Source organism: Roseibium marinum (genome assembly GCF_002906165.1).
Taxonomy (GTDB): Bacteria; Pseudomonadota; Alphaproteobacteria; order Rhizobiales; family Stappiaceae; genus Roseibium; species Roseibium marinum.
The window spans coordinates 62,338-78,023 of record NZ_PPCN01000015.1 but is presented as its reverse complement, the minus strand read 5'-3'; the positions used below and the strand labels follow the sequence as shown (position 1 = coordinate 78,023).

General features: G+C 61.5%; 15 protein-coding genes. 8 read left to right on the top strand and 7 right to left on the bottom strand.

What is annotated here, in order from left to right; translation table 11 throughout:
• Positions 1 to 186: 186 nt before the first annotated feature.
• Together CLV41_RS24510 and CLV41_RS24505 are read right to left on the bottom strand one after the other, a co-directional pair.
• Positions 187 to 795: a TetR/AcrR family transcriptional regulator gene (locus tag CLV41_RS24510; RefSeq protein WP_103225120.1), complete on the bottom strand. Its 609-nt coding sequence runs from the start codon at positions 793 to 795 to the stop codon at positions 187 to 189.
• A 139-nt stretch (positions 796 to 934) separates the two neighbouring features.
• Entirely contained in the window at positions 935 to 1,834 is a 900-nt protein-coding gene (locus CLV41_RS24505; protein WP_103225119.1) for a LysR family transcriptional regulator, read from the bottom strand.
• Between the two features lie 127 nt (positions 1,835 to 1,961).
• Between CLV41_RS24505 and CLV41_RS24500 the strand changes: the two genes are divergently transcribed.
• From CLV41_RS24500 to CLV41_RS24485, 4 genes are all read left to right on the top strand, one after another.
• Entirely contained in the window at positions 1,962 to 2,894 is a 933-nt protein-coding gene (locus CLV41_RS24500; RefSeq protein WP_103225118.1) for a VOC family protein, read from the top strand.
• Between the two features lie 62 nt (positions 2,895 to 2,956).
• On the top strand, positions 2,957 to 3,577 hold the full coding sequence (locus CLV41_RS24495) for an alpha/beta hydrolase (protein WP_103225117.1): 621 nt from the start codon (positions 2,957 to 2,959) through the stop codon (positions 3,575 to 3,577).
• A complete protein-coding gene (locus CLV41_RS24490; RefSeq protein WP_103225116.1) occupies positions 3,574 to 4,272 on the top strand; it encodes a pirin family protein in 699 nt (232 codons plus the stop codon). The genes CLV41_RS24495 and CLV41_RS24490 overlap by 4 nt, the downstream gene beginning before the upstream one ends.
• Positions 4,273 to 4,603: 331 nt before the next feature.
• Entirely contained in the window at positions 4,604 to 5,740 is a 1,137-nt protein-coding gene (locus CLV41_RS24485; protein WP_103225115.1) for a patatin-like phospholipase family protein, read from the top strand.
• A 20-nt stretch (positions 5,741 to 5,760) separates the two neighbouring features.
• On the opposite strand, the gene CLV41_RS24480 is transcribed toward CLV41_RS24485, so the two are convergent.
• The 5 genes from CLV41_RS24480 to CLV41_RS24460 all read right to left on the bottom strand — a co-directional run bounded on the left by CLV41_RS24480 (position 5,761) and on the right by CLV41_RS24460 (position 11,102).
• Entirely contained in the window at positions 5,761 to 6,552 is a 792-nt protein-coding gene (locus CLV41_RS24480) for an SDR family oxidoreductase (protein WP_103225114.1), read from the bottom strand.
• Between the two features lie 84 nt (positions 6,553 to 6,636).
• A complete protein-coding gene (locus CLV41_RS24475; protein WP_103225113.1) occupies positions 6,637 to 7,419 on the bottom strand; it encodes a glucose 1-dehydrogenase in 783 nt (260 codons plus the stop codon).
• A gap of 19 nt (positions 7,420 to 7,438) precedes the next feature.
• Complete coding sequence (locus CLV41_RS24470) at positions 7,439 to 8,932, bottom strand: sugar ABC transporter ATP-binding protein (protein ID WP_103225112.1); 1,494 nt, start codon at positions 8,930 to 8,932, stop codon at positions 7,439 to 7,441.
• Between the two features lie 32 nt (positions 8,933 to 8,964).
• Positions 8,965 to 9,900 (bottom strand): substrate-binding domain-containing protein, encoded by a 936-nt coding sequence (locus CLV41_RS24465; protein ID WP_103225111.1) that lies wholly within the window; start codon positions 9,898 to 9,900, stop codon positions 8,965 to 8,967.
• A 224-nt stretch (positions 9,901 to 10,124) separates the two neighbouring features.
• Positions 10,125 to 11,102: an ABC transporter permease gene (locus CLV41_RS24460; RefSeq protein WP_103225110.1), complete on the bottom strand. Its 978-nt coding sequence runs from the start codon at positions 11,100 to 11,102 to the stop codon at positions 10,125 to 10,127.
• A 202-nt stretch (positions 11,103 to 11,304) separates the two neighbouring features.
• On the opposite strand from CLV41_RS24460, the gene CLV41_RS24455 reads away from it, so the two are divergent.
• From CLV41_RS24455 to CLV41_RS24440, 4 genes are read left to right on the top strand one after another with little or no spacing between them, the layout of a single operon-like run.
• Positions 11,305 to 12,123, top strand: coding sequence for a transketolase (locus CLV41_RS24455; RefSeq protein ID WP_103225109.1), 819 nt, complete (start codon positions 11,305 to 11,307; stop codon positions 12,121 to 12,123).
• Entirely contained in the window at positions 12,123 to 13,082 is a 960-nt protein-coding gene (locus tag CLV41_RS24450) for a transketolase family protein (protein WP_103225108.1), read from the top strand. Before CLV41_RS24455 ends, CLV41_RS24450 begins: the two co-directional genes overlap by 1 nt.
• Before the next feature lie 6 nt (positions 13,083 to 13,088).
• Complete coding sequence (locus tag CLV41_RS24445) at positions 13,089 to 14,564, top strand: FGGY family carbohydrate kinase (RefSeq protein ID WP_103225107.1); 1,476 nt, start codon at positions 13,089 to 13,091, stop codon at positions 14,562 to 14,564.
• Between the two features lie 46 nt (positions 14,565 to 14,610).
• On the top strand, positions 14,611 to 15,594 hold the full coding sequence (locus CLV41_RS24440; RefSeq protein WP_103225106.1) for a sugar-binding transcriptional regulator: 984 nt from the start codon (positions 14,611 to 14,613) through the stop codon (positions 15,592 to 15,594).
• Positions 15,595 to 15,686: the final 92 nt, after the last annotated feature.

Below are 15,686 nucleotides of genomic sequence, written 5' to 3'. Positions count from 1 at the left end.
GTCAAAACCTGTTCCTGAAGCAGCGGCAAAGCGTCTAGAGAGCATGTCGCGTTGAATTGAACCCAGGAAATTGCCCGAACGCATTTGCAATGCAAACACTGCCCCGAGCGTCTTCCTGAAACCATGAATCCGCTTAAACGCGACACGCTTTAGTACCCAGGCTGCGGGGTCGCGGCAATCGCCCGCTCAGGAACCTTCGAACAGCAGCTCGATATAGCGGTAGAGATGATCGATACTGTCTTTCGCTTGCTGCGGATCGCCGCTTGCTTTAGCCAGGATAAATGCCCCCTGGAGGACGGCCTGCGTGTGCAGCGCGAGGGATTTCGCGGTCCAGCTCCCGTCGCAGCCATAGGTGTCCATCGCCGCCTGAATATCGGCCACGAGCGTATCGGCATGTCCGGCAATGCCCTGCCAGCAGGCGGACCGGATCGCCGGGCTCGTCCCGAAAACCTCCTGCGTCATCGTGCCGAGAAGACAGGTGAATTCGGCCAGCTCTCCGGCAACAAGCTCTTTTCTGAAAGCCACATAGGCCAGCACCCGCCGCAGCGGATCGGCAGGCTGGTGATAGGCCGCGTCCGTGAAGAGCCCCGCGGTCGTCTCCGACCAGTGATTGGCAGCCGCGACCGCCCAGTCTTCCTTGCTCTTGAAATGGTGAAAAAAGCCGCCCTTGGTCACCCCTGCTTCCGCGCAGATCTCGTCCACATTCGTCGCGGAATACCCCTTGGCCCGCACGACCTTGAGGGCGGCATCCAGCAGTTTGTCCTTTGCCGATACCCGGTTTCCCGCTTGCGTCATGGCAGTCTCCTTTTCTTTTTTAGTACCAACCGGTTGGTATTTTCGTCAAGAAGAAACGCCCTCTGTCATGAATGTGGAACGGCTTCTACAGATGACCGCGCAGGAGAGGCGGACGAGGAACCAACTTCCCGCCCACTGCTCACAATGGCCGCGTGCGCGTAACATAACGCTCAAAGAAATCCGAGAATTTCGCCACGCGCATCGGCAGGCGTTCATAGGGCGGATAATAGAGCGTCAGCCACAGCTCCGGCGGCTCCCATTCCGCCAGCACCTGAACCAGAAGGCCATTGGAGATCGCATCCTCGACAATGAAATGCGGCAGCAGCGCGATCCCCTCGCCGTTTTCCGCCAGCCTTGAGATCAGGTCGCCATTGTTGCCCGCAAGCGTCCGCCCGGCCCTGACCCGGCGCGTCCTGCCCTGGCAGCGCAATTCCCAGGTCTCCTCCAGCGAGCGCGCGTCATAGGCAAGACAGGTGTGGCTGTTCAGATCCTCCGGTGTCTCCGGTGCCCCGAAGGAGGCCAGATACCCCGGCGAGGCAACCAGGATGCGCCGGACCGGGCAGAGTTTACGCCAGATCGTCGACTTGTCGCGCGGTGGTTCGGAAATCCGGATCGCCAGATCGAAATCGTCGGAGACGATGTCGATGAAACTGTCGGTGAGATTGAGCGACAGGACCGTGCCCGGATATTCGACCCGGAAAGCCGAAGCGACATCGGGCAGGATCTGCAGGCCGAGCGACATCGGCGCGTTGATCCGGATCAGCCCCGCCACGTCGCCATGCTGCTCCCGCAGATCTTCGGTCACCTTGCGAAAATCGTCCAGCAGCGGACGGATACGGGCCGCGAACACCGCCCCCGCCGAGGTCAGAGATACATGCCGCGTTGTCCTGAGCAGGAGCTGAATTCCAAGCTCCTCCTCAAGTCCGCTGACAGCCCGCGTGACGGTGGGCGCCGTCATGGCAAGCTGACGCGCGGCCGCGGCAAAGCTCCGCAGTTCGGCGACGGTGAGAAATATCCGGACCTGCCCGAGATCGATCATGACCTGATTATTTCATAATATGAAATAATATCATAGAAATTATTGCTATTCCAAACCGGCCGATCCTGACCCATTTTCCTGTCAACGGCACACGCCAACACGTTTTCGAAACAAAGGACCAGCGGTCATGCTCAAGCAAATCAAGGGCCTGCATCACGTCACGTCGATGGCGGCCAACGCTCAGGAAAACAGCGATTTCTTCACCAAGGCGCTCGGTCTGCGCCGGGTCAAGAAAACCGTCAATTTCGACGACCCGGAAGTCTATCACCTCTACTACGGCGACGAGGTTGGAACTCCGGGATCGGTGATGACCTATTTCCCCTTCCCGCATATCGCCAGGGGCCGGCAGGGCACCGGCGAAGTCGGGGAGACCTATTTCACGGTTCCCCGGGGGTCCCTCGGCTATTGGAAGGAACGTCTTTCGCGGCGCAATGTAAGCGGTCTTGGCGAAGACAGCGTTTTCGGCGAGAACCGCCTGCGCTTCGAAGGGCCCGACGGTGACCGCTTCGCGCTGATCGAGGTCGGCAATGACGTCCGCGAGGGCTGGACAGCGGGCGGCATCGGCTCCGCCGAAGCGATCCAGGGCTTCCACGGTGCGAGCTTCCGCCTGCAGGACGCAGGCGCCACGGCCGAACTGCTGAAGTTCATGAACTACAGCGAAGTCGACCGCAAGGACAACTGGACTCGTTTTTCGGTCGAGGGCGGCAACGGAGCCGACTTCATCGACATCGAAACGCTCCCTTCCGGCAATCGCGCCCGCCAGGGCGCCGGGTCTGTCCACCACATCGCCTTCGCGGTGGAGGACCGGGCCGCGCAGCTGGAGGTCCGCAAGGCGCTTCTCGACACGGGCTATCAGGTGACGCCGGTCATCGACCGGGATTATTTCTGGGCGATCTACTTCCGCGCACCGGGCGGCATCCTGTTCGAGGTCGCCACCAACGAACCCGGCTTCGACCGTGACGAGGATACCGCTCATCTCGGCGAGGCCCTGAAGCTGCCGGGCCGCTACGAGGAATTCCGGACGCAGATCGAAAAGAATCTCAGCCCGATCATCGATTAACCGCTTTGCGGCGGCGCGGAGCCGCCGCTCCGCGCCCGCAAACATGTGAAAAGAGAAACGATATGTCCCTTTCCCTCTATCACGCCCTGACAAAACCCCCGGCTCCGGGCGCACCCCTGGTTTTCGCCTTTCACGGCACGGGAGGCGACGAGCACCAGTTCTCGCAGTTTGTGGACGAAATCCTCCCAGGCGCCGGACTTGTCTCGCCGCGCGGCGATGTTTCCGAACACGGCGCGTTGCGCTTCTTCCGCCGCACCGGCGAAGGCGTTTACGACATGGACGACCTGGCGCTCAGAACCGGCAGGATGGTGGCGTTCATCGAGGCGCACAAGGAAGCCAATCCGGGTCATCCCGTCTATGCGTTCGGCTATTCCAACGGCGCGAATATCCTTGCCTCCGTGGCCTTCACCCGGCCCGATCTCTTCGACCGGGTCGCCCTCCTCCACCCGCTCATTGCGTGGACGCCCGACGCCAATCCCGGTCTTGCCGGAAAGGATATCCTGATCACCGCCGGCCGCCGCGATCCGATCTGCCCGCCTAAACAGACCGCCGCCCTGATCTCCTGGCTTGAGGGCCAGAAAGCCGGAGTGAGCGCCGAATTGCATGACGGCGGACACGAGATCCGGCAACAGGAGGTTGCCGCCCTGCAGGCCTTCCTGACCGATCCGGAGCATTCATCATGACCCTGATTCACGAAAACATGAGCCGTGGCCACACAGGAACCGGCTGGCTGGACAGCTTTCACACGTTTTCCTTCGGCAGTTTCCGCGATCCCTCGCGGATGGGCTATGGGTCCCTGCGTGTCATCAACGAGGACAGGATCATTCCAGGCTCGGGTTTCGCGGAGCATGGGCACGCGGACATGGATATCCTCACCCTGGTCCTGTCCGGCGCGCTGCGCCACAAGGATACGATCGGCAACGAGACCACCATCGCACCGGGCGAGGTCCAGCTCATGTCCGCCGGCAGCGGGATCCGGCACTCGGAAATGAACGCTTCGGACACGGAGCCCGCGCATTTCCTGCAGATCTGGCTGATCCCGGAGACACTGGGAGGAGCGCCGACTTATCAGCAGGCGTTTCTTCCCGCGCCGGGGGCTGCACGGAGCTGGTCGCTTCTGGCCAGCGGCACGCCGGGGGTAGCTCCCCTGCGGCTTCTGTCCGACACGAAAGTCTCCATCGTGCATCCGCTCGCGGGCGCGGAAACCGGGGTGCCGGTTTCAAGCGGACGAAAGACCTTTCTCCACGTGGTGGAAGGTCTCGCCACCCTTGCGGGCGAACGGATCTCCTCGGGCGACGGATTGCAGCTCGGCAGTGAGGACATCCCTGCCCTGACATGGCTCACGGATGGTCAGGCCCTGCTGTTCGACATGGCGTGACAAGGTCACGATGTGAAACTGTACGAGGCGGCGGGAACTTTTAGGCCGCCAAGGGCTTCACATCCGGGAGCGGAAATACCTGTTGCCGGTTCGCAAGCCGGAGCAGCGCGCGATCACGTTCTTGTGAATAGCTATAGGATTTGTTGCAGTGCAGCATATCTTCTCGATGGAGGCGTTCGCCGGATCGGCGGACGCAACGCCGGGAGCCGATCACAACTTGATCTCGAGCGAAAACCCGAGATTTAAAAACAATCAAGAGGAGGAGAAGGTTCAGGCTGGTGACCACCGCTTCGCGGTGTGTGAACCGGACTGTTGAAAAAGGAAGTCGGCAATGAGACGGCAAGTTTCGACCGGTGGCATCATCTCCCTCAATCTCGCGCTTCAGGGCGGCGGAGCGCACGGAGCCTTCACCTGGGGTGTTCTGGACCGCCTCCTTGACGAAAAATCATTTCAGATCAACGCTATCTCCGGCACCTCCGCCGGGGCCATGAACGGTGCCGCGCTGGTGTCCGGCCTTGCAGCAGGGGGCAGGTCAGGGGCACAGCAATCCCTGGAAACCTTCTGGCGGGACGTTTCCGACCGGGGCCGCTTCACCCGCTACAACGCGGCAACCGCGCAGGCGGTGTTCGGCGGCCTGGGTATCGACATCGCCATGTTTCGGCCGCTTCTGGAGACCGGACTGCAGATGTTCTCGCCTTACGAGCTCAATCCGGTCGGGCTGAACCCCTTGCGCAATGTCATCAGGGCCGCGATCGATCTTGACGCCATTGCGCGCTCGCCAATCGCGTTTTTTGTCACGGCGACCCATGTCGCCACCGGCGAAGCCCGCATCTTTTCCAACGACGAGATCAGCAGCGAGGTCCTCCTCGCCTCCGCCTGCCTGCCGACGCTTTTCCACGCGATCGAGATTGACGGGGAATTCTACTGGGACGGCGGATACAGTGGAAATCCGAGCCTGATGCCGCTGGTGCGCACAACTGGCGCGCTTGATTTACTGCTTGTGCAGACCAGCCCCACGCAGCGCTCCACAATCCCGCAGAACGCCCGTGAGATTGCCTTGCGCGAGAAGGAAATTTCCTTCAACGCGCCGCTGATCAACGAACTCAGATTGCTTGCCGAACTGCAGGACCAGGCCAGGCGCCGCAGTCCCGCGCGCCGCATGGGTGTCCTTCCGCGCCTCTCGGCTCTGGGATCCGGCAAGGAGAGTGAGGGCGGCACTGCCACCGATCCTCTCGCCAACCTGAGACTGCACCGCATAACCAGCGAAGAGATGAACGGACGCAGCGGTCAGTCGAAGATGAACTCCGCCTGGCAATTCCTGACGGGTCTGCGCGATGAAGGCCGGCAGGCCGCCGACCGGTTCCTGAGCGACCACGGCGCTGACCTGGGACGCAGATCGTCGCTCGACCTGTCGCGCTGGCTGCAATGTGTCGGCAAAACCGAGGTGAAAACGGCCCGCGCCTCTTAGGTTCCCGGGCCGTCCGCTCCTTACCAGCAGCAAAAACCGCCGTCCACCAGCAAGTCGACGCCGGTGCAGTAGGACGCGGCGTCCGACAGAAGGAAAACCGCCGGACCGACCATCTCATCCACGTTCGCCATGCGTTGCATGGGGGTCTGGCTTTCGAACTCCCTGGTCTGATGCACCATTTCCGGCCGGGTGTTCATGGGTGTCGCGGTATAGCCGGGCGAGATGGAATTCACCCGGATTCCTCGATCCACCCATTCCATCGCCATCGATTTCGACATGTGGATGACACCTGCCTTTGAGGCGTTGTAATGCACCTGCGACAGGCCCCGGTTGACGATCACGCCGGACATGGAGGCGATGTTCACGATGGCCCCGCCCTTGCCGTGCGCCAGCATCGCCCGCCCTTCCGCCCGGCAGGAAAGCCAGACGCCCTTCATGTTGATGTCCATGAGGGTCTGATACTGCTCTTCGCTCATGTCTTCGCACGGACTTGCGTTGGCGATGCCCGCTGCATTGACCGCCAGCGTCAACGCCCCGAGCTCGGCCTCGACACGCGTCACCGCATCGGCAAGCGCATCCTCCGAAGTCACATCCGCCGCGATTTCGACAGACCTGCGCCCCGTCTTTGCAATGAATTCTGCCGTCTGAGCCAGGCCGTCATCGGTGCGGCGGTCCAGAAGCCCCACATCCGCGCCGCATTGCGCAAGCCCCATCGCGATGCGCTGGCCGATGCCGCTGCCGGCGCCGGTGACGAGCGCCACCCGGCCCGTAAGGTCAAAAAGCGCCGGTGCATTCAAGGTAATTTCAGCCAACTTTTCCATCCTCGCAGAAGCTCTAACACATTGAATTCGATGAATTGCAGATGACAAATGGAACGCGACTTGTCATCCATCGGCCTAGGACATGATCAGCCCGCCATCGACATTGATGGTCTGGCCGGTGATGTAGTCGGCGTCCTCACTGGCAAGGAAGGCGATCAGTCCGGCCACGTCCTTGCCCTCGCCCGCGCGCTTCATCGGTATGTTCTGAACCCAGCTCGCCATCAATTCGCCCGGACCGTAATCGCCCAGCATCTGACCCCAAACCCGGTCATTGTAGTCCCACATGTCCGTCTTGATGATCCCCGGACAGATCGCGTTCACCGTGATCCCTTCCAGGGCGACTTCCTTTGCAAGGCTCTGGGTCAGGCCCATCACTCCGAATTTCGAAGCGGCATAATGCGGGGTGTAGATGAACCCGTCGCGCGCCTGGCCGGAGGCCGTGTTGATCAGCCGCCCCCCGCGCCCGTGCTTGCGCATCTGCCGGATAGCTTCCTGGCAGCACAGGAAAACCCCCTTGGTGTTGACCGCCATGGTGGCGTCCCATTTGTCTTCCGTCAGGTCCTCGACCTTGGCGATGGTGATGATGCCGGCGTTCTGCACCGAAATATCCACCTGGCCGAACTCATCGAAGGCGCGCTCGTAAAGCACCCGCACGGCTTCCGGATCCGTTACGTCGCATACGACGCCGGACACGGCGGCTCCGCTCTCGCGAAGCTTCGCGGCAGCCTCTTCCACCTGTGGCTCGACCGAAGCGATCACCACATTGGCGCCCTCCGCGGTGAAGCGCTCGGCAATGGCGTAGCCGATCCCCTTGTTGCCGCCGGTGATGACAACTGTTTTTCCGTCGAAACGATTCATCTCTTGTTACCTTCGCAAATCATGCGGTTGCCAGTTCCATGACGGAAACATCGTTTGCCTCGTCACGATCCAGAATACCGGTCTGCCGGCCTGCCGCCATCACCAGGATGCGGTTCGAGACGCCAAGCACTTCTTCAAGATCGGAGCTGACCACGATCACCGCCACGCCGTCGGCGGCGAGTGCGTGAATGATCTCGTAGATCGAGGATCGCGCGCCGACGTCGATGCCGCGTGTCGGTTCGTCCAGAAGCACGACACGCGGATTGCGGGCAAGCCACTTGGCGATGACGACCTTCTGCTGGTTGCCGCCGGACATCTCGGACGCCTTCTGGCGGCCCCTGCCCTTCACGCCGAATTTGCGGATGTTTTCATCGGCGAATTCCCGCACCCGGTGCGACCTGATCCATCCGGCCCTGGCGACCGATTCAAAATTCGAATAGGCGATGTTCTCCGCGATGCTGTGATCGAGAATGACACCCTGCAGCTTGCGGTCCTCGGGAACCAGCACGATGCCGTTGCGGATGGCGTCGCGGGGCGAGTTCGGCGTGATATCCCGCCCGTTCAGCTTGACCGAGCCGGAGCGTATCGGATCCGCGCCCGCGATCGCCCGTACCAGTTCCGTGCGCCCGGCGCCGATCAGGCCCGCGATCCCAAAGATTTCGCCTTTGCGGACCGAAAAATTCACATCGGTGAACCGGCCCGAGGGCGATGAAAAATTGCTGACTTCCAGCACGGTCTCCTCGTCCGGAACGGCCAGCGGCGGAAACATCTGCTCCATGCTGCGTCCGACCATCGCCTCCACGATGGTGCGCACCGGAAGATCGGCGGTGTCGAATTCCTGCACCTTGTGGCCGTCGCGCATGACGACGATCCTGTCGGCGATCTGCTTGATCTCCTCCAGGCGGTGCGAGATGTAAACGATGCCGACACCCTCGGATTTCAGCCGCTCGATCTGCTTGAAGAGCAGCTTGGTCTCTTCGCCGCCCAGGGCGGCGGTGGGCTCATCGAGAATGAGAAGCTTCGCATTGAGCGTCAGTGCCTTGGCGATCTCGATCAGCTGCTGGCTGGCGGTCGAAAGCCCTTCGACATACTGGCGCGGCGAGATGTCGAGGCCGAGACGTTCAAGGCCGCGATGGGCACGGCTTTCCATCTCCCTGCGGTCGACCCGCCCGTGCTTCATCGGGTAGCGCCCGACAAAAATGTTCTCGGCGATGGACAGATGCGGCAGCAGCAGCAGTTCCTGATGGATCATGCCGACGCCCGCGTCTATCGCTTCGCGGGGATTGGCGGGCGCGTAGGACGCGCCCTGCCAGGTCATTGTTCCGGCGCTCGGCAGGACCGTTCCGGAGATGATGTTCGACAGCGTCGATTTTCCGGCGCCGTTTTCGCCAAGCAGCGCCACGACCTCGCCGGCGTGGATATCCATGTCGATACCGTGCAGAACTTCAATCGGTCCGTAGGACTTGTGAATGTTCCGCAGTGTAAGGATCGGAGATCTGCCGTCGGACGTCATGGCGCCGCCTTTCTTCCGGTCGTGCCGGTTGCTTACGGGTGCTGCTTCACGAATTTCGGCGCATCGTCGCAAGTCGTCAGCACGGCGTTGGGGATCTGCCGCTCGGGCACTTCTTCCCCGGCAGCCACCTTGATGGCGGAATCGACCGCGAGGCGGCCCATCAGCTGCGTGCTCTGCGTCGCGGTCACGATGAAGGGACCTTCGCATTTAGCCAGATATTCGAGGGCCGCGACGTCGCCGTCATAACCGCCGATGATGACCGTGTCGGAGAGTCCCGCGACATCGACAGCCTTGGCCGCGCCCATGGCCAGCCCGTCGGCCTGTCCGAAGATCAACTTGATATCGGGATGCGCCTGGAGCATGTTCTGGGCAATGGAAAAGCCCTCGTCGGGAGACCACATCTGGCTCCACTGCTGGGTGACCAGTTCGATGCCCGGATTTTCATCGATGGCGCGCTTGCAACCGGCGAAACGGTCGACTTCCGGCGTGGTGCCCTTCTGGCCGTGAATGATGGCCATCTTGCCTTTGCCCTCAGCCAGACCGATGATGTGGTTGCAGACCTGATAGGCGGATTCAACGCTTTCGCCGGCGATGAACGTGTCGCCGGGAGCGCCTTCCGGTGTCCTGTCGACATTGATGACCGGAATGCCCTCGGCCCGCGCCAGTCTTGTCGGAACGGCCGCTGCCGCGGCACCCGCCGGGATGTAGATGAATGCATCGATCCCCTGGGTGATCAGATCCTGAACCTGGTTGACCTGCGTTGCCGTGTCGTTCTTGGCATCGACGACGATCACTTCGATACCCTTCTCCCCGGCATAGGCTTCAACGCCGAGTTTGATCTGGTTGAAGAAGTCCGCCTGCAGGTTGGGAACCGCGAGGCCAATCTTGTTCACATCGCCAGCCAGGGCCGACCCGGCCATCAGGGTCGTAGCGACCGCGGCAACCATTGCCTTCATTGTCGTCTTCATTGAATTTTCCTCCACTGTGATTTGGGCCGTTCTTCTGCCGACCCGATTTAGCCCGGCTGTCGCCGACCCTTCGCTTGATCGCCCCGCTTCCACCAGGAAGACAAAAGTCGATCTATTTCAGTAACTTGCGATATCTTCTCAATAAACATCCAGACACAGGATATTCTTCCGGCACCGGGAGTATTTCGTCGGCTTCTCGCAATGCTTCCGGTAACGTCTTCCCGTCAGCTCCGGCGTTTGATTGTCTCGACGGCCACGGCAAGCACGATGACCGAGCCGATGATGACGGCCTGCAGAAAGGGTGACACGCCGATCAGGTTCAGGCCGTTGCGCAGCACGCCGATGATCAGGACGCCGACGATGGTCCCCACAACGCCGCCGGTGCCGCCGGACAGGCTGGTGCCGCCGATGACCACCGCCGCGATGGCATCCAGTTCATAGGCCACACCCGAACTCGGCTGCACCGCATCGAGGCGCGCCGCGAGCAGGATACCTCCCAACCCTGAAAGGACCGCGGAAGCCACGTACACCAGCACCGTTGTGCGTTGGACATCGATCCCCGCAAGACGCGCCACTTCCGGGTTGCCGCCGATTGCATAAAGCGAACGCCCGCCCTCGCGGTAACGCAGATACAGGGTCGCGACAGTGAAAACGATCAGCATGACGGCGACGGTCATGGTCAGAAACCCGCCATAACGAATGATCGCGCCCATGTTGAACCAGGCGGGAAAGCCGATGATCTGCGAGCCGTTGGTGATCATGTTCGCCACACCGCGCGCGATCGACATCATGGCCAGCGTCGCGATGAAGGCGGGAATCCTGAAGGCCGTGATCAGCAGCCCGGACACCGCACCGGCGACGGCCGAGGCCAGCAGCGCTCCGCCGATGGCAATCGCCATCGGCATCCCGGCCTCCACGTTGAGATACCCCAGCACCATCATGGAGAGCGCCAGCACCGATCCGACCGAAAGATCTATGCCGCCGATCAGAATGACGAAGGTCATGCCGACCGCCATGATGCCAAGCACGGTGATCTGATCGAGAATGTTCAGGAAGTTTCTGAACGACAGGAACGAATCCGTCGCGATTGAAAGAAACACGCACAGCAGAAGCAGACCGATCAGCGGCCCTGTAGCCCCGCGGATCGAGACCATTTCCAGCAAACGCGATTTTCCAACGTCATGATCGGCTGTCACCGTCATCTCCTCCTCCCAAACACGAATATTTATTCATGTATGCAAAAAAATCATACTCAGCAGTTTTTTGTCTGTCAAGATCCGAAAAGATCTAAAAATCCCCGGTAATCTCCGAATTTCTCCATTGTCGGAATTTGAAACCAGCTTGACAGCATTCATTTGTGCATGTTTAATATCAATAGAATAATTATGCAAGGGCAAGCATGTCATGACACCCAGTGAGCTCCGCGTTATCGCAAATCGTATCAGGCGGCGAGACCTTCAGGCGGTTTTCGAGGCCGGTGCCGGCCACATCGGCGGTGAAATGTCGGTAACGGACATCCTGACAGCGCTTTATTTTCGGGTTTTGAACATCGACCCGGCCCATCCCGATGTGCCGGACCGGGATCGCCTGGTCCTCAGCAAGGGACACACGGCCTGCGCGCTCTATGTGACGCTCGCCGAAAAAGGCTTCATTCCCAAGGATGAAATCAGCACATTCCTGAAACCGCATTCCCGTCTGAACGGGCACCCCAACCGCACTAAGGTGCCCGGTGTGGAGGCCAATACCGGCCCGCTCGGCCACGGCCTGCCGATCGGTGTCGGCATGGCGATGGCCGCCAAACTCGACAAGGCGGATTGGCGGACCTTCGTCGTCACGGGCGACGGCGAAATGCAGGAAGGCTCCAACTGGGAAGCGATCATGGCGGCTGCCCAGTTCAAGCTGGACAATCTGACGCTGATCATTGACCACAACCGGCTGCAACAGGGCGCGCGCGTGGCCGACACGAACAATGTCGCCCCCTTCGCTCCAAAGCTGGAGGCCTTCGGCTGGGCCGTGGAGGAAATCGACGGTCATGACATGGCGGCGATCAGCGCGGCGCTTGATCGCGGCGCGATCACCCCCGGCAAACCGAAATGCATCGTCGCCCATACATTCAAGGGAAAGGGTGTTTCCTTCATGACCGACGATGTCGCATGGCACCACAAGGTTCCCAGCGCGGACCAGTACAAACAGGCGATGCGCGAACTGGAGGAGGCAGTTTGATGACGATCCCGGTACCACCTGGGCAGCTGTACGACTGCCGTGACGCCTTTGTCGCCACGCTCGAGGCGCTCGCGCAGAAAAACAGCGATATCATCGCCGTGTGCAACGACTCCGTCGGCTCCAGCAAACTGGGCGGGTTTCGTGACAGATGGCCGGACCGGCTGGTCAATGTCGGCATCGCGGAACAGAATATGGTCGGTGTGGGCGCGGGCCTTGCAAATGGTGGCAAGATCCCCTTTGTCTGCGCCGCCTCGTGCTTTCTCACCGGCCGTGCGCTGGAACAGATCAAGGCGGATATCGCCTACACCAACACCAATGTAAAACTCTGCGGCATCAGCTCCGGCATGGCCTATGGCGAACTCGGGCCGACCCACCATTCGATCGAGGATTTCGCCTGGATACGGGCGCTGCCCAATATTCCGGTCATCGCCCCGGCGGATCGGGCGGAAACGATTGCCGCGGTGGAATGGTCCGCGCAATATGAAGGACCGGTCTTCCTGCGGCTGAGCCGCGTCGGCGTGCCGGATCTTCTTCCCGAAGGGCATGTCTTCGAGCTCGGCAAGGCCAATATGCTGCGCGACGGCACCGACCTGACCATCATCGCCAACGGCGTTCTCACCCACCGGGCCATGGCCGCCGCGCAAGTGCTTGCCGCGCGCGGTGTCTCAGCCCGGGTGCTCAACATGGCGACCGTCCGCCCCATCGATCGTGATGCGGTCCTGGCGGCTGCGAACGAAACCGGTGCTATCCTTACTTGCGAGGAACATACCGTTTTCGGTGGACTTGGCAGTGCGGTCGCCGAAGTTGTTGTTGAAACCCGGCCCGTTCCGATGAAGCTGCTGGGTGTGCCGGGCATTTTCGCCCCGACAGGCTCCGCGAATTTCCTGCTGGACGAATTCGGCATGTCCCCTGAAGGCATCGCCGCAAGCGCCGCGGAGCTCATGAAGAAGAAGGCCTGAGCAACTATGACCATCCGGGCCGTTCTGGCGATTGACGAGGGGACGACCAACAGCAAGGCCGTCCTTGTTGGCGAAAACGGCGATATTCTTGCCAGCGGCAGTGCGCCTGTCCCGACAGAACACCCCCGGCCCGGATGGGTTCAGCAATCGGCTGAGGACATCTGGTCCGCCACCCTTGAGGCGATAAGATCCTGCCTGTCGGCAACGCCGGACGTCGACATCGCGGCACTGGGAATATCCAACCAGCGCGAATCGATGCTCGTCTGGGACAGGGCGACCGGCGAACCGCTTGGCCCGGTCATCACCTGGCAGTGCCGCCGCACCGCGGCAACCTGCAGCGCGCTCAAGTCGGCCGGCCATGAACCTTCGGTGCTCCGGCTCACCGGACTGCCGCTCGACCCGATGTTTCCGGCAACCAAGGCCAGATGGTTGCTTGAGAACCACTGCCAGGGGCGCGACCCCGCCGACATCTGTCTGGGGACGGTCGACTCCTGGCTCATCTGGAACTTCTCCGGCGGGCAGGCCCACATGACCGACCGCTCCAATGCGGCGCGGACGCAACTTCTCGATATCGCGACCGGCATATGGGACGACACTCTGTGCACGCTGTTCGGGGTTCCGAAAGCAGCGCTGCCACAAGTAACGGATTCCTCCCACGTCTTCGGCGTCACCACGGATGTGCCCGGCCTTCGCAACGGCATCCCGATTGCCGCGGCAGTGGGCGACTCCCACGCGGCCCTTTTCGGCCACGGCGCTTTCGGCGCTGGCGACGGCAAGATCACCTTCGGCACCGGTTCGTCGATCATGACGACAATCCCGGAATTCATCGCGCCGCCACAAGGCATCACCACAACGATCGCCTGGTCCATTGGCGGCAAGATGACCTATGCGTTAGAGGGCAACATTCTGGTCAGCGCCGCCATTCTGCCATGGACCGCGGAATTGCTTGGCCTGGAAAGCGTCGACGCCCTTCTGGAGCTCGCGCAGACCGTCGACGAATGCCTGGGCGTTACCCTGGTGCCGGCGCATGTCGGTCTCGGCGCGCCTCACTGGCAGGCGGACGCACGTGGCCTGATAAGCGGCCTCACATTCTCCTCAGGTCCGGCCCATGTCGCCCGCGCGGCCGCCGAGAGCATGGCCTTTCAGGTGAACGACATCTACCGGATCATGGCGAGCGCGACCGGGCACGGAATCGGGCGGCTTTACGTCGATGGCGGCCCGAGCCGCAATCCCTTCCTGATGAAGCTGGTTGCCGATTATCTCAACCACCCTGTCACGATGTGCGACAATACCGAGGCCTCCGCCCTGGGAGCGGCCTATCTGGCAGGCCTCGCGGCGGGTGTCTGGCCGGACCTGGCGACCATTTCAGGACTGAAGAGAAGCGGCACGGAACTGAGCCCCGATATGGCCGACGAAACGCGGGCTCGATCGCTGGAAAACTGGCAGATCGCAATTACCCGCTCGACAATTATCAATATTTGAATATTTATTCATAGGAGCCGGACCCGAACCAACTGGAGCTGATGACGTGTCGCGCCTGAATGAATTACGCATGATCGCTCGGGTTGCCCAGATGTATCACATCGAAGGCAAGCGGCAGGCCGATATCGCCAAACATCTGCGCATCTCCCAGGCAACGGTCTCCCGAATGCTCAAGAAGGCTCAGGACGAGGAGATCGTGCGCACCACGGTCGTCGCCCCGTCGGGGACCTACAGCGAACTGGAGACGGGGCTCAGGGAAGCGTTCGGGCTCGCCGAGGCCATCGTGGTGGAATGCTCCGAGGACCGCGAAGGCGCGATCATGGCCCGCATCGGCGAAGCGGCCGCGCATATCATCGAGGCCACCTTGCAGCCCGGCGAGATCATCGGCGTTTCCAGCTGGAGCCAGACCATTCTCAAGATGGTCGACAACATCCATCCGATGAAGAACGGCAAGGCGAAATACGTTGTCCAGACCCTGGGCGGCATGGGCGACCCGACGGTTCAGATCCACGCCACGCAACTGACCTCGCGCCTTGCCAAACTGACCGGCGCCGAGGCGCGGCTGCTGAGCGCCCCCGGTGTCGCACAATCGCGGGAAGCCAAGCTCGTTCTGCTCAGCGACCCTTACATCCGCGAGACCATCGACCTGTTCAGCCGCATAACGCTCGCCATTGTCGGCATCGGCGCGCTCGAACCGTCCTGGATGCTGGCCCGCTCCGGCAATATTTTCACGCCGAACGAACTGGCCGCGGTCAAGGAGGCCGGGGGCGTCGGCGACATCAGCCTGAGGTTCTTCGACCAGGACGGCGGAACCGTCAAAACCCCGCTCGATGACCGGGTGATCGGCATGCCGCTGGAAGATCTGGAGCATATAGAGCGTGTCGTCGCGCTGGCGGGCGGCGAAACCAAAACCGAGGCCATACGCGGCGCGCTGAGAACCGGCAAGATCGACGTCCTGATCACCGACAGGTTCACCGCCGAACGGCTGGTCGCCACGCCTCAAGCCGAAGCGCAGGCAAAGCCACTTTAGGATTCAGTCTGGCGGAAAGGCCAGCATATGCATTCCTGTTCCCGGTTGGCAAAGCGCCAACCGGTACCAGAGTGCCGATATGCAGGTACGTC